We start from the raw sequence: 12,854 nt of genomic DNA, 5'->3' as shown, positions 1-12,854 counted from the left end.
TCGCCGTCGGAAGCATGGCGACCGCTTCTTCGGCTGCTGACACCGTCATCCACGCCTGTGTCAACAAGAAGACCCGGTACGCGCGCATCGTGACCGCGACCACCAAGTGCCGCGCGACCGAGACGAAGGTCACCTGGGGTGGCCAGGGCGCGCAGGGCCCGATGGGCCTCCAGGGCATGACCGGCGCGACCGGCCCGCAGGGCCCGAAGGGCCAGACCGGCCCGCAGGGACCCAAGGGTCAGACCGGCCCCGCCGGCCCGCAGGGCCCGAAGGGCGAGACCGGCCCCGCCGGCCCGCAGGGTCCCAAGGGTGAGACCGGCCCCGCCGGACCGCAGGGCCCGAAGGGCGAGACCGGCCCCGCCGGGCCGAAGGGCGCCAACGGCCAGGACGGGAAGGACGGCAAGGCCGGCCCCGCGGGCCCCCAGGGCCCCAAGGGCGAGACGGGCGCGACCGGCCCGCAGGGCCCGAAGGGCGAGACCGGCCCCGCCGGCGGCGGCGTCACGCCGGTCATCAAGACCGGCATTGAGACTTCGGTCAACAGCAGCTCGGACTACGTCCTGACCAACTGCGACCCGGGCAAGAAGGTCGTCGGCGGCGGCTACGACATCACCTCCGGCACCGACTACGTCAAGTACGTGGCCATGAGCAAGCCGACCGTCAACGGCAACAGCAACAGCTGGGCGGTTCGTGTCGCGATCGAGAACAACAGGACCGTCAAGCTCAAGGTCTACGCCATCTGCGTCTGACCTGTCGCGCGAAAGCCCTTCCGGGTGACCGGAAGGGCTTTTCCAATGGCAGCGGTCCTCCTTGGTCAGGGCCGCGTCGGCCTTGACCGGGCAGACCTCCTGCGGCTCCTCGCCCGGCCCGCGGACGCACAACTTGTTCTGGAGCGCGTGGCAGCAGGACGTGCCGGCGTCGTCGCGTGGCGCGGCCGGGTCAGCTTCGGGTGATCACGCCGCAGGCGATGCGCCCGCCCGAGTCGCCGGCCTTGAGGGTCTCGGCGTCGGGGCCCTGCCGGCCCGTCTCGTTCCGGTAGCGGTCGGGGATGTTGGCGTGGTTGTCGGCCAGGGCGTGGATCATGACGGAGCTGCCGTCGCCGTCGAAGAGCTGCGCCACCTGGAAGCGGTCGGTCACCGCCGAGGCGGTGCCGGTGCCGTCCGCGCCGACGAGCAGGTTGGGCAGGTCTCCGGTGTGGTGGTCGTGCGAGTGGGAGCCGAGGTCGAAGTGGCCGCCCGCGCTGAAGAACGGGCTGCCCGTGGCGGGGTCCTTCGACCGGGGGTCGCAGACGCCCTTGGCGTGGACGTGGAAGCCGTGGTATCCCGCCGGCAGGCTCGTCACCGCGACCGTGACCTTGGTCTTGCCGTCGCCGGCGTCCTCGATCTGGAGCGAGCCGACCGTCTGGCCCTGGGTGTTCTTGATCACGGCGCCGGCCGGTACGCCGCCCCCGCCCGGCTTCAGCGCCGCCAGCGCGGTGAAGCCGACCATGACGACTCCCACACCCAGCGGGACAACCAGCGGCAAACGGGCCTTACTCAGCATCAGCGGTCTCCCGATGTGGGTTTCTCCGGACGAGGACAGAGATTCCCACCGTTATGTCCGCTTTCCCGGTGCCGAAGGCAAAGGTTCCGGCCTCGACGACCCGGGGCCGCCTCTCCCCCGGAGAGGCGGCCCCGGGTTCCGGGCGTCAGAAGCCGGGTGCCCAGAGGGCCCAGACGCTGCCCGACGGGTAGCAGGAGTACCAGGGCCAGACGCTGCCGAGGCCGCGCTGCCCGGCGGCCTCGCACGCGGTGCTGCTGGAGTAGTAGCCGACGACGCCGGCGTGGGCGGGTGTGGCGATGAGGGTGACGGCGGTCAGGCCGAGGGCGATGATCCCCATCCGAAGAGCACGTCTTTTCACGAGGCTTCCTCTCCTTAAATAAAAAGAAAGTTTCCTAAGAGATAAGCCGATAATCCGAGGTCTGACAAGAGTGAAGGCGGCGGTCCGCACGTGCGGACCGCCGCCGTCATCGGGTCACGCGAAGGGCAGCCGGACGACGCTCTGGTTGCCGATCCCGACGTTGGTCGTGGTGGAGCCGATCGCGCTCCAGATCTCGACCCGCACCGAGCCGTTCGCCAGGTTGCCGAGCGCGCCGGTGGCCGACTTCACCCCGGCCGCCTGGGTGTAGTGCTCCCACCCGGCCACCGGGTCGGTGGCGAAGTAGGTGTAGGTCTCCACCCGGTCCCAGCTCCCGTTGCCGGTCAGGTCGTAGGAGACCCTGACCTGCGTGGCGTTGCCGACGTTGGTCCCGGCGTCCACGAACAGGTCGAACGTGGTGGCCGCGCCGCCGTACGCCGCGGTCAGGCCGGTCGCGGTGTAGACGGCGGCGTTGGCCGGGGCGCCGTCGTGGTTGCCGTTGGCCGCGGCCAGCGTGACGGTGCCGGCCGAACCCGTCGTCCCCGGCAGGGTGCCGTTCGACTGCGGGTAGCGGTTGGCGGAGAAGGGACCGCCCGGCGAGGGCGACGGTGACGGGCTGGTGGCGCAGCCGCCGCCGTACACCTTGAACTCCCACAGCGAGTAGCCCCAGGCGGTGCCGCGCGCGGTGCCGTAGACCCGCACGTAGCGGCCCGAGCCCGACACCGTCAGGTTGTCGGCGCCGCCGTCGCCGGTGGTGGTGCTGTAGACGTCGGTCCAGGTCGTCCCGTTGGTGGAGGTCTGGATCTGGTACGACCGCCCGTACGCGGCCTCCCAGGTGAGCTGCACCGACGAGATGTTCTGCACCGAGCCGAGGTCCACCTGGATCCACTGCGGGTCGCTGAACGCGCTGGCCCAGCGGGTGGCGGCGTTGCCGTCGACCGCCAGGTTCGCGGTGTAGGCGGCCTCGACGCTCGACGCGGTGGCCGGGCGGCCCTGCGAGAGCAGCGTGGTCGCGCACGGCGACGGCGACGGGCTCGGCGACGGACTGGTCGGCGGGTTGCTGGTCCCGTTCGCGTTGCCGCCGCTCCAGGTGAACAGGCCCGAGGTGACGGTCTTGCCGGCCGGCGCGGTCAGCGTCGTGCCGTTGGAGAAGGTCACCGTGATCGGGCTGTTGGTGATGTTGGAGGCGACGTAGGTGCGCGTCCCGTTCTTGCTGAACACCTTCGCCAGCGGGTGGTTGGCGGTGACCGTGGTGTCGACCGTGCCCAGCGCGGCCAGGTTGCGCAGCCAGTGGAACGTGTGCGCCTTGCTCTCACCCTCTTCCGAGGTGAAGTTCGGATTCGCCTGGAAGGCCGCCAGCGCGGCCGGACCGTCGGCGAGGGCCCGGAACTCCTGGATGATGTCCTGCCAGACCGTCGGCGGGCCGCCGTTGTTGGTGACCAGCTCGTTGTAGTTGACCAGCACGTTGGCCGGCCACTCGCCGAGGTAGAAGTGGCCGCCGGTGATCGGCAGCATGTTGATGCCCTGGATCATCTCGGGCTCGGCGCTGAACCAGGTGGCATAGGCACCGCCGGAGCCCCAGACCATGCCGACCGTGTTGTGGCCGAAGGTCGACGGGAAGTTCTGGTTGCGCACGTCGAACCAGTACTCCTGGATCGCCGCGCTCTGGGTGGCGTAGATGAACACGCCGGCGTCGCGGACGGCGGTGTTGCCGGTCGCCTGGCCCCACTGGATCAGGGCGTTGGCGAAGTTCATGCCCTCCGACGACGACTCCTGGTTGTTGCCGGAGCCGAACGCGCCGTGCCCGGCCGCCCAGTCGTGACCCGCGTAGATGTCGAAGTCACGCAGGTAGGGGAAGCGGGTGTCGTTCCGGTCGTAGTTGTTGGCGTCGCGGATCAGCAGGTCGACCATGCCGCCGTACTGGGCGTTGGTCGCCCAGGTCGGGTCGAACTTGGCCAGCGTCGCCGCGGCGGCGATGTAGTAGCCGTAGTGGAAGTGGTGGTCGTTGAGCTCCTGGTCGGAGCCGTAGGAGGCCGGGTAGCCGATCAGGGTGCCCCACGACTGGTTGTAGTAGAAGACCCGGCTGGTCTTGCCCGCGCTGGCGGTGAACCAGTCGTTCAGCCTGGTCCTGATGCGGTTCAGCGCCGAATCCCGGACGGCGGTCAGGTTGAGCTGGTCGGCTATCTCGGCGATGCGCGCCGCCCGGCCCAGGCCCTTGCCGGTCCAGTAGGTGTCGTCGCCGAGACCGGCGGTCGGGTCGGCGAGTTCGGCGTTCAGGTAGTTCGTGATGGTGGTCAGGTCGCCGCCGGCGTTGTCGGCGACGGCCGGGATCTCGGGCAGCACACCCTGGAACTTCATCGTGGTGCTGAACGAGCCGCCCGTGACCACCTTCATCTGGCCGCGCGCCGAGATGTAGGTCTGCGCCAGCGGAGTGGAACCGGTCAGGTAGTTCCACTGGTGCGGGTAGAGCGCGATGACAGTGCCGCTCGCGCTGCCCTCACGGGCCGTGGTGGTGAAGGTGTACGTCGTGCTGACGTTCGCGGTGGCCGGGTTGTACGAGTAGGACACCCGGGTGCCGGTGACGTGCGCGTGGGCGTACTGCGCGTAGGTGCTCGCCAGGCTGGTGCGGGTGGCGGCCGGGGTCGAGGGCGTGGTCGGCAGCACCGCGACCGAGAAGTAGTTCTGCCCGTTCAGCGTCGAGGAGATGCTGGTGCCGCTGACCGTCCAGGTCGAGCCGCTGGGGGCGAAGCCGAGGTAGTCCTTGCCGTTGACGGTGAACCCGATGGTGCCGCCGCTGTTGGACCACACGGTCGGGGCGCCGCTGGTGGTGATCTGGGCGTTGCCGCCGGTCTTGGTGAAGTAGGCGAAGGGCAGGCCGTGGCCGATGGTGGCCCGCAGCGTCCGGGTGCCGTCGCTCCAGTACGGGGAGACCGTCCAGTCGGTCCAGCCGTCGACCTTGGCGTCCGGGGAGTTCAGGCCGGTCACGCCGACCAGGATGTCCTGCACGTACGGGTAGTGGTACTCCCCCACGCCGGTCGCCGAGCCGCTGATCGCGGCGACGGTGTTGTAGGAGAAGCCGAGGCCGCCGGCGAAGGTGTCGTAGGAGATCGGGTGCGCGTGCAGCGGCTCGCTGTAGGAGCAGTCGAACCGCTTCCAGAGCAGCGACGACCACCAGTCGTTGGTGGGGACCGCGCCGGCCGGGGCGTTGGCGGTGACGTAGAGACGCGGGTTGGTCGACAGGGAGCCGCAGCCGGACGGCAGCGCGCGACCGGCCGGCAGCGTGTCGGCGTACGATCCGGCGCCGACCGTGCCCGCCTGCGCGGTGGGCGTGCCGGCCACGAACGCGAGCATCGCGGCGATCATCGCCAGCACGACGCTGACCACGACCGACCGTGACGCGGGCCGGCGGCCGGGCGGCGAGGTGCCGGGTAACTGAGCCCCGATGGGCTGGTCCATTCTTCCTCCGTGGGGGACGACCTGGCGGTGTGCGTTGGGGGGTGGGTCCTGGGACCGCTTCTCTCCACGACGCAGAGAGCGCTCTCTGCGCGGAAACTAGTGCCCGAAACGCCGCTCGTCAATGTTTCTGACTGATTACTCGGAGGTTAATCTCTCCCGATGCAGGTCAGGGCGAGAGCGCTCTCAGCGCCGGTTGGCGCGGAGCGACAGCGGAACGAAGATCACCAGCAGCGCGGCCGACCAGAGCAGGACGGCGGCCACCGGGTGCGCGAGCGGCCAGGCCACCTCGCCCGAGGGGAGGCCCGGGTTGCCGAACAACTCCCGCGTGGCGGCGGTGAGCGCGCTCACGGGGTTCCAGTCGGCCAGCAGGCGCAACCACCCCGGCATGCCGCCGGTCGGCACGAACGCGTTCGACACCATCGTGAACGGCAGGAACAGCGGCACCATCGCGTCGGCGACCCGGTCGTCGCCGACCGCCAGGCCCGCGTAGACGCCCGCCCAGGCCAGCGCGTACCGCAGCACGACCATCAGCAGGAACGCCTGGACCGCGGCGGCCGGGCCGAGGTGCGCCCGCCAGCCCACCAGCAGGCCCGCGCCCACCATGACGGCCAGCATCAGCAGGCCGACCAGCAGGTCGGCGCCGGTCTGCCCGAACGGCACCGCCGAGCGGGCCATCGGCAGGGAGCGGAACCGGTCCATCACCCCGCGGGAGGCGTCGGCGGCCGTCCGCGTCATGACCCCCATCACCGAGGAGAAGGTCACCATCGCGAACAGGCCGGGCATGAGGTATTCGCGGTAGTCGCCGCCGCCCGGCACCCGGATCGCGCTGCCGAGGACGTACCCGAACAGCACCACCATGACGGCCGGGAACATCAGCGCCGCCACGAGCTCGCCGGGGTCGTGCCGCAGCCGCCCCAGCTCGCGGCCGACCAGGGTCAGCCCGTCGGCCAGCGTCCACCGCAGGCGGGCGGTCATCGCACCGGCTCCGTCCGGTCGGTGAGGCGCAGGAACACCTCGTCGAGGGTGGGACGGCGCAGCCGCACGTCGGCCGCGGCGACCCCGGCGCGGTCGAGTTCGCGCACGACGCCGGCCAGCCGGAGGCCGCCGCCCGGCAGGGCGACGCTGAGCCGGTCGTCGCCGGTGGTCGTGGGGTCGGCCCCGGTCAGGCCCGTCAGCACGGCCGCCGCCGGGCCCAGGGCGGCGGGGTCTTCGACGACGACGTCGAGGCGGTCGCCGATCGTGGCCTTCAGCTCGTCGGGGGTGCCGGTGGCGATCACCCGCCCGTGGTCGACGACGGCGATGTCGTCGGCCAGCCGGTCGGCCTCGTCGAGGTACTGCGTGGTGAGCAGCACCGTGGTGCCGTCGGCCACCAGCGCGCGGACGGAGTCCCAGATCTCGCCCCGGCTGCGCGGGTCGAGGCCGGTGGTCGGCTCGTCCAGGAAGAGCACCTCGGGACGGTGGATGAGGCTGGCGATCAGGTCGAGGCGGCGGCGCGTGCCGCCGGAGTAGCCGGCCACCCGCCGGTCGGCGGCCTCCGTCAGGCCGAAGCGTTCAAGCAGTTCGTCGGCCCGGCGGTGCGCCTCACGCCGGGACAGGTGGGAGAGCCGCCCGAACATGCGCAGGTTGGCGCGGCCGGTGAGCTTCTCGTCCACGGCGGCGTACTGGCCCGCCAGGCCGATCCTGGCGCGCACCTCGCCGGCCTGGCGGACGACGTCGTGCCCGGCGACGCGGGCGTGCCCGGCGTCGGGCGCCGACAGGGTCGCCAGGACCCGCACCGCGGTCGTCTTCCCGGCCCCGTTGGGCCCCAGCACCCCGCAGACCGTCCCCTCCCGGACGGCCAGATCCAGCCCTCGCAGCGCATGGACGTCGCCGAAGGACTTGCGCAGCCCTTCGGCGACCACGATCGGATCAGGCATGAGCCCTCCACTGAGTACGTTGTACGCGGTTGCGGGTCAGGCTAGGCCACCGAGTACGATGTACGCAATTGGCGAGGAGGAGACGGTGGCCGACGCCGAGCACGTGAACATCTGGACGCTGCCCGAACGCCCCGCCCGGGGGCCGCGGCCCGCCTACAGCCGCGCGCAGATCACCGAGGCCGCGATCCGGATCGCCGACGCCGAAGGGCTGGAGGCCGCCACCATGCGGCGCATCGCCGCCGAGATCGGCGCGGGCGCGATGTCCCTCTACCGGTACGTCCCGAGCCGCGACGACCTGATCGAGCTGATGGCCGACCGGCTGACGGGCGAGATCGACCTCACGGGCGTGCCCTCGGGCGACTGGCGCGCCGACCTGACCCGCTACGCCGACGGGTTGCGGGCCATGTGGCGGCGGCACCCGTGGATGGCCGCCATGCGGCGCTCACTCCCGGGCCTGGGCCCCAACCAGCTTCTCCTGATCGAACGGCTGATGGGCGTGCTCGATCCGCTCGTCCCCATCGACGAGAACCTGGCCCTGACGGCCCTGCTGAACGGCTACGTCGAGGGCGCCGTCCGCGAGGAGATCGGCGCGGCCGAGGAACTGCGCCGCAGCGGGCTCAGCGAGCAGGAGTGGATGGCGCGCGGCCAGGCGTACGTCGACCGCCTGGTGAAGAGCGGGGACCACCCGATCCTCACCAAGATCGTGATGGAGGCGCGCCGGCCCCATCTCAGCCGCGACGAGCAGTTCCGGCTCGGGGTGCGGCGCGTCCTCGACTGCGTCGCCGCGGCCCTGCCGCCCGGGGCGTAGCCGCCTGGTCAGTGGCCGAACGCGTCGGAGTCGACGGCCGCCGACTCGCCCTGGTCGAGGGCGCTGATCGCGGCGACCTGCTCCGGGGTGAGGCCGAAGTCGAAGACGGCGAGGTTCTCGCGCAGGCGCTCGGGGTTCGACGACTTCGGGATGGCCACCAGGCCCAGTTCGATGTTCCAGCGGAGGACGACCTGCGCCGGGGTCCGGCCGATCTCCTCGGCGATGGCGGCGATCACCGGCCGGCCGAGCACGTCGGCGCCCCGGCCGCCCAGGGGCGACCACGACTCGGTCACGATGCCGTGGGCCCGGTGGTAGGCGCGGGCCTCGTCGCGGGTGACCGCCGGGCTGAGCTGGATCTGGTTGACGTCGGGGACCACGCCGGTCTCGGTGATGACGCGGTCGAGGTGGGCCGGCTTGAAGTTCGAGGTGCCGATGGCCTTGAGTCGGCCGTCCTGGAGCAGGTCGACCAGGCCCTCGAAGGCCGCGACGTAGCGGTCGTGGCCCGGGTTGGGCCAGTGGATGAGCAGCAGGTCGGCGTAGTCGAGGCCGAGGCGGTCGAGACCGGCCTCGTAGGCCTGCGGGACCAGGTCGCGGCCGTGCCAGTGGCGGTCGAACTTGGTGGTGACGAACAGGTCTTCGCGGGCGATGCCCGAGGCCTTGATGCCGCGGCCGACGCCGGTCTCGTTGCCGTAGGCCTCGGCCGTGTCGATGAGGCGGTAACCGGCCTCGATCGCGGTGGCGACGGCGCGTTCGGCCTGCGCGTCGTTCATGGGCCAGGTGCCCAGGCCGAGGCGCGGCATGTCGGCGCCGTGTGCCAGCCGGACGGTGGGAGTCGTGATCACGGCCGCAGTCTAGGCGTCAGGCCAGGAGGGTGTCGCGGAGCACGCGGGCCAGCCAGTCGCGGCACTCCCCCGGAGTCCAGCCGGCGATCTCCGTCAGGTGCTCGAACACCTCCAGGGAGGTCAGCGCGTAGATGTGGGCCGCGGCCCGCTCGACGGTCAGGCCCTCGCGCAGCACGCCGGCCTCCTTCAGGTGGGCGGCCGGGCCGAGGGAACCGGTCAGGCGCTGGCGTTCGGTGGCGGCCAGCAGGTCGGCCAGGCCGGCGTCGGTGGCCGCCGCGGCGCGCAGCACCCGGTGGACGGGACCGACCCGCTCGTAGATCTCGACGGCCATCGCGGCGTAGGCGGCGAGCTTCCGCACCGGGTCGGGCTCGGCGATGATCGCCCGGACCTGGGGGCGCTCGCTCTGCGGAACGGGCTCGGCGTCACCGGCCAGGGTGACGTCCCAGACCAGTTTGGCCAGGCCCGGCTTGCCACCGGGGCTGGAGGTGTAGAGCGTCTGCACGACCACACCCGCCGCCCGTGCGACGTCGGCCATCGTCGTGGCGGCGTAGCCGCGTTCGAGCATGAGGGTCCGGGCCGCCGCCGCGATGCGCTCCCGGGTGGCGCGTGCGTTCTCCTGGCGGACGCCGCTGACGTACCGGCGCTTGGTGTTCATGACGGTCACCCACACATTGACTTTAATCGATTCAAATGAAATGGTGCGCTTCCAGTCGATTATGGGGGGTGCCGATGTTCGAAGCCGTCCGGACCGGGGCGACGGCCCTGCTCGGGGTGTTCGCCGGGGGGCTCGTCTTCACCGCGCTCGCGCCGTCGCTGCGCTCGCTGCCGGGCCCCGACTACGTGCGCTACTGGCAGGGGCTGAACGCCGACTACGGGCGGGCCATGCCGGTGCTGCTGCTGACCTGCCTCGCGCTGATGGTGGCGACGTGCGTCCTGGGCTACTCGCGCGGCGGGCCGGGGTTCTGGCTCAGCGTCGGCGCGGTGGCGCTCGTGGTCGCGGTCGTCGTGCTCACGGTGACGAGAATCGACGCGCTCAACCGGCTCGCCGATTCGTGGCACCCCGATCTGCTGCCGGCCGATTGGGCGCGGGCGCGCGCGGAATGGTGGAACCTCCATCTCGTCCGCACGGCGATGGCGACCGCCGGATTCCTTTTCCTGTTGCTGGTCCCGGCACTGCCGGACTGACCGTGTTCATCGGCCGGTAATTGCCGGGAGAAACAGCGGAGCCCTTTCACGGGAAAAGGGCTCCGCGTTTTTCAATGGGGTCAGCCCGGCGGGAAGTTGCCGTTCTTGGCGACCGGCAGGGCCAACTGGCCGGCGCCGGTCAGAACGGCCTGCTCCGGCGGAAGATTGGCGAGGACGGGGTTGATGTGCCGCAGCGTCAGCCCGACCTGGGGCGTGGCGGCGACGTTCAGGTCGAACTTCTCCAGGTCGATCCAGCGCACGATGTTGAAGATCTCGGTGGGGATGTCGTCACCGGCCTTCTGCACCGGCACGCAGAGCTGGCGGGCGTAGGTGACCTGGGCGGCGTGGTTGGGGATCACCGGGGCCAGGACGGGGTTGAGCTGGCGCAGGCCGAGCTGCGTGTTCAGCAGGGTGTTGGGCGAGATGCCGTAGCACTTCAGGTCGATGTGCCGGACGAGTTTGAGCACGTCGTCGGGCGGGACCGCGTTGTTCTTGATGACCGGCACGCAGAGCTGCTGCGGCGAGTTCATGGTGATCTGGGTGCGCGGGAAGCCCTGGAGCAACGGGTTGAGGTGGCTGAGGACCAACCCGGTGTTCACGGTGGTGCCGGAGATCCGGTAGCACGACAGGTCGATGTAGCGGATGAAGTCGAGCGCCGGCGACGGCGGCGCCTGGTTGTTCTTGGCGACCGGGACGCAGAGCTGCTCACGCGGGCCGAGCGTGACCGTCTCGATCGGCAGGTTGGCGAGCACCGGGTTGATGTGCCGCAGCGTGAGCACGGTGGCCGGCGGCTGGTACTGGCTGGTCTTGAAACATTCCAGGTCCAGGTACGCCGTCAGGTCCTTCGGGGTCGGCAGCGCGACCGCGGTGGCGGGCGGCGCGCAGAGGAATGCCACGGAGAGCAGGGCGACGGTGACGGACGCGACGCGGCGGAGCATCGTTTTCCGGCGCTTGTGGATTCCGATTACGGCTCGGTCCATTGCGGCTCCAAAATTGAGGGGTCAGGCCTCCTTGACCATGAGTGTGAGCCGCAGTCGACGCACTTTCAATTTACCGCCGCCACTTTTTTTCGCATGCTATTTCCGGCCCGGCGCGCACGGCAGTTAACATCACGCAGAAAGCGCTGTGAGGTCGGCCATATAACATTTCACCGGTGCGATTGATTAGATGTCGGGGAGGGTGGGGTCGGGGGTCCACGGAGCCGGCGCGGTGCGGGCCCAGCGTTCGTGGTCGCGCCAGGCGCCGTCGATGTACAGGTAATCGGGCGACAGTCCCTCGTAGCGGAAGCCCAGCCGCCGGACCAGCGCCAGCGACGCGGTGTTGCCCGGCTGGATGTTGGCCTCCAGCCGGTGCAGCCGCAGTTCCTCGAAGGCGTGCCGCATGACGAGGCCGACACCTTCGGTCATGTGGCCCCGCCCGGCCGACGGCGCGAACGCCGCGTAGCCGAGGGACGCGCCCTGGTACCGCCCCCGGATGATGGAGTTGATGTTGACCAGGCCGACGGCGGCGCCGGTCTCCCTGGCCCGGATCAGGAAGCCCAGGTTGGCGCCGTCGTCGAAGCGCCGCATCCAGAGCCGGAACGCCTCCGGCGTCGCGGGCAGTTGCATCCACGGGGTGTGGAGTTCGGCGCTGGCGGCGACGAGGGAGCAGAACTCGTCCTGGTCGGCGGGGGTGAGCGGGTGCAGGGCGACCCGCGCGGGCATTTCGGACACGAGCCGACCTTAGGGCACCGGCTCCCAGCGGCCCGTCCTCATCGACAGATAGCAGGCGTCGATGATCCGGTTGACGGCCACGCCGTCGTCGAAGGTCTCCATCGGCGCCTCTCCGGCCGCGAAGCGGTCGACGAAGTGCCGCATCTGCTGCGAGAAGCCGTACGCCCGGGTCTCCTCCGGCACCGGGTAGACCCAGCCGGTGTCCGCGTCGGCCTTCTCCACCAGGTAGCCGACGGGCTGGGTGATGAAGCCCCACACGGGCGTCGAGGCGGTGTCGGTGACCAGGCGGCCGGCGCTGCCGACGAACTCGTGGCGCAGTTGCATGCCGCCCTTCTCCACCCACGACGACTCGATCGAGGCGACCTGGCCGCCGGCGAACTTCAGCAGCGCGATGGCGGTGTCCTCGCCGGTGGTCTTGTCCTGGTGGGCCAGCGTCGCGCCCCACGCGAAGACCTCGACGACCGGGTTGTCCTTGCCGAAGAAGTGCCGGGCCGACTCGACGGTGTGGCAGCCCATGTCCAGCAGCGCGCCGCCGCCCGCCGTCTCGGCGTCCCAGAAGTGGGGGGCGTGCGGGCCGGAGTGGCCCTCGCGGGCGCGCATCCAGAGCACCTCGCCGATGCCGCCGGCCTCGACGATCTCGTGGGCCTTGGCGATGTTGGGCGAGAAGACCGAGCTCTCGGCGTAGCCGTGCCAGACGCCGGCCTCCGTCACCACCTTGAGGATCTCCGCGGCCTCGGGGCCGGTGCGGGCGAGCGGCTTGGTGCACACGACGCCCTTGCCGGCGGCGGCCACGTGGCGCACCGCCTCCAGGTGCACCTCGTTCGGCAGCGCGACGACGACGAGGTCCACGGCCGGGTCCTCGCACAGCGCCTTCATGGTCTCGTGTGGTCTCGTGTTGCGTCCCGGTCGGCCGGCGAAAGCGGCGGCCCTCTCGGGGGATCGGGAGTAGTGCGCGACGAGCTCCGCACCCTTCACGTCGTCGAGCGCGTCGGCGTAACACTCGCCGATAAACCCTGCACCGAGCAGGCCGACACCGATCAT

13 protein-coding genes are annotated in these 12,854 nt (G+C 70.9%); 3 read left to right on the top strand and 10 right to left on the bottom strand.

The genetic code is table 11. From position 1 onward, the window contains the following. Positions 1 to 14: 14 nt before the first annotated feature. Complete coding sequence (locus AW273_RS39175; RefSeq protein WP_198168310.1) at positions 15 to 746, top strand: collagen-like domain-containing protein; 732 nt, start codon at positions 15 to 17, stop codon at positions 744 to 746. 190 nt (positions 747 to 936) lie between these two features. Here AW273_RS39175 and AW273_RS23595 read toward each other — a convergent pair whose 3' ends face one another. The 5 genes from AW273_RS23595 to AW273_RS23575 all read right to left on the bottom strand — a co-directional run bounded on the left by AW273_RS23595 (position 937) and on the right by AW273_RS23575 (position 7,266). Then, positions 937 to 1,539 (bottom strand): superoxide dismutase family protein, encoded by a 603-nt coding sequence (locus AW273_RS23595; protein ID WP_083949979.1) that lies wholly within the window; start codon positions 1,537 to 1,539, stop codon positions 937 to 939. Between the two features lie 145 nt (positions 1,540 to 1,684). Further along, positions 1,685 to 1,876 carry a hypothetical protein gene (locus tag AW273_RS23590; RefSeq protein ID WP_062351935.1) on the bottom strand — a complete coding sequence of 64 codons (192 nt, stop codon included), beginning with the start codon at positions 1,874 to 1,876 and terminating at the stop codon, positions 1,685 to 1,687. A gap of 135 nt (positions 1,877 to 2,011) precedes the next feature. Beyond that, positions 2,012 to 5,350 carry a glycosyl hydrolase gene (locus AW273_RS38750; protein WP_083949978.1) on the bottom strand — a complete coding sequence of 1,113 codons (3,339 nt, stop codon included), beginning with the start codon at positions 5,348 to 5,350 and terminating at the stop codon, positions 2,012 to 2,014. A gap of 183 nt (positions 5,351 to 5,533) precedes the next feature. Further along, positions 5,534 to 6,325 (bottom strand): ABC transporter permease, encoded by a 792-nt coding sequence (locus AW273_RS23580; RefSeq protein WP_062351931.1) that lies wholly within the window; start codon positions 6,323 to 6,325, stop codon positions 5,534 to 5,536. Then, a complete protein-coding gene (locus AW273_RS23575) occupies positions 6,322 to 7,266 on the bottom strand; it encodes an ATP-binding cassette domain-containing protein (RefSeq protein ID WP_062351928.1) in 945 nt (314 codons plus the stop codon). The genes AW273_RS23580 and AW273_RS23575 overlap by 4 nt, the downstream gene beginning before the upstream one ends. 58 nt (positions 7,267 to 7,324) lie before the next feature. Between AW273_RS23575 and AW273_RS23570 the strand changes: the two genes are divergently transcribed. After that, a complete protein-coding gene (locus tag AW273_RS23570; protein WP_232327557.1) occupies positions 7,325 to 8,074 on the top strand; it encodes a TetR/AcrR family transcriptional regulator in 750 nt (249 codons plus the stop codon). Positions 8,075 to 8,082: 8 nt separating this feature from the next. On the opposite strand, the gene AW273_RS23565 is transcribed toward AW273_RS23570, so the two are convergent. Continuing rightward, the gene (locus AW273_RS23565; RefSeq protein WP_232327556.1) at positions 8,083 to 8,916 is read right to left on the bottom strand and encodes an aldo/keto reductase; all 834 of its coding nucleotides are present in this window, start codon (positions 8,914 to 8,916) and stop codon (positions 8,083 to 8,085) included. Between the two features lie 16 nt (positions 8,917 to 8,932). Then, positions 8,933 to 9,571, bottom strand: a complete 639-nt coding sequence (locus AW273_RS23560; protein ID WP_062352129.1) for a TetR/AcrR family transcriptional regulator — start codon at positions 9,569 to 9,571, stop codon at positions 8,933 to 8,935. A gap of 74 nt (positions 9,572 to 9,645) precedes the next feature. Between AW273_RS23560 and AW273_RS23555 the strand changes: the two genes are divergently transcribed. Next, the gene (locus AW273_RS23555) at positions 9,646 to 10,101 is read left to right on the top strand and encodes an anthrone oxygenase family protein (RefSeq protein WP_062351922.1); all 456 of its coding nucleotides are present in this window, start codon (positions 9,646 to 9,648) and stop codon (positions 10,099 to 10,101) included. Between the two features lie 80 nt (positions 10,102 to 10,181). Here the strand turns inward: AW273_RS23555 and AW273_RS23550 are convergent, their stop codons facing one another. The 3 genes from AW273_RS23550 to AW273_RS23540 form a co-directional block, all read right to left on the bottom strand. Then, positions 10,182 to 11,081: a hypothetical protein gene (locus AW273_RS23550; RefSeq protein ID WP_083949977.1), complete on the bottom strand. Its 900-nt coding sequence runs from the start codon at positions 11,079 to 11,081 to the stop codon at positions 10,182 to 10,184. A gap of 183 nt (positions 11,082 to 11,264) precedes the next feature. Then, positions 11,265 to 11,804, bottom strand: a complete 540-nt coding sequence (locus tag AW273_RS23545; protein WP_062351916.1) for a GNAT family N-acetyltransferase — start codon at positions 11,802 to 11,804, stop codon at positions 11,265 to 11,267. A gap of 18 nt (positions 11,805 to 11,822) precedes the next feature. Beyond that, on the bottom strand, positions 11,823 to 12,854 hold the full coding sequence (locus tag AW273_RS23540; RefSeq protein WP_062351913.1) for a Gfo/Idh/MocA family protein: 1,032 nt from the start codon (positions 12,852 to 12,854) through the stop codon (positions 11,823 to 11,825).

Origin of the sequence: Herbidospora yilanensis, from assembly GCF_001570565.1 — a bacterium.
Taxonomy (GTDB): Bacteria; Actinomycetota; Actinomycetes; order Streptosporangiales; family Streptosporangiaceae; genus Herbidospora; species Herbidospora yilanensis.
This window is presented reverse-complemented; position numbering and strand designations above follow the sequence as displayed.

Excerpts from the sequence above, each read along its gene's own strand:
- AW273_RS39175 (WP_198168310.1), top strand. The coding sequence starts at position 15 with ATGGCGACCGCTTCTTCGGCTGCTGACACCGTCATCCACGCCTGTGTC.
- AW273_RS23595 (WP_083949979.1), bottom strand. The coding sequence starts at position 1,539 with ATGCTGAGTAAGGCCCGTTTGCCGCTGGTTGTCCCGCTGGGTGTGGGA.
- AW273_RS23590 (WP_062351935.1), bottom strand. The coding sequence starts at position 1,876 with ATGGGGATCATCGCCCTCGGCCTGACCGCCGTCACCCTCATCGCCACA.
- AW273_RS38750 (WP_083949978.1), bottom strand. The coding sequence starts at position 5,350 with ATGGACCAGCCCATCGGGGCTCAGTTACCCGGCACCTCGCCGCCCGGC.
- AW273_RS23580 (WP_062351931.1), bottom strand. The coding sequence starts at position 6,325 with ATGACCGCCCGCCTGCGGTGGACGCTGGCCGACGGGCTGACCCTGGTC.
- AW273_RS23575 (WP_062351928.1), bottom strand. The coding sequence starts at position 7,266 with ATGCCTGATCCGATCGTGGTCGCCGAAGGGCTGCGCAAGTCCTTCGGC.
- AW273_RS23570 (WP_232327557.1), top strand. The coding sequence starts at position 7,325 with ATGTACGCAATTGGCGAGGAGGAGACGGTGGCCGACGCCGAGCACGTG.
- AW273_RS23560 (WP_062352129.1), bottom strand. The coding sequence starts at position 9,571 with ATGAACACCAAGCGCCGGTACGTCAGCGGCGTCCGCCAGGAGAACGCA.
- AW273_RS23555 (WP_062351922.1), top strand. The coding sequence starts at position 9,646 with ATGTTCGAAGCCGTCCGGACCGGGGCGACGGCCCTGCTCGGGGTGTTC.
- AW273_RS23550 (WP_083949977.1), bottom strand. The coding sequence starts at position 11,081 with ATGGACCGAGCCGTAATCGGAATCCACAAGCGCCGGAAAACGATGCTC.
- AW273_RS23545 (WP_062351916.1), bottom strand. The coding sequence starts at position 11,804 with ATGCCCGCGCGGGTCGCCCTGCACCCGCTCACCCCCGCCGACCAGGAC.
- AW273_RS23540 (WP_062351913.1), bottom strand. The coding sequence starts at position 12,854 with ATGATCGGTGTCGGCCTGCTCGGTGCAGGGTTTATCGGCGAGTGTTAC.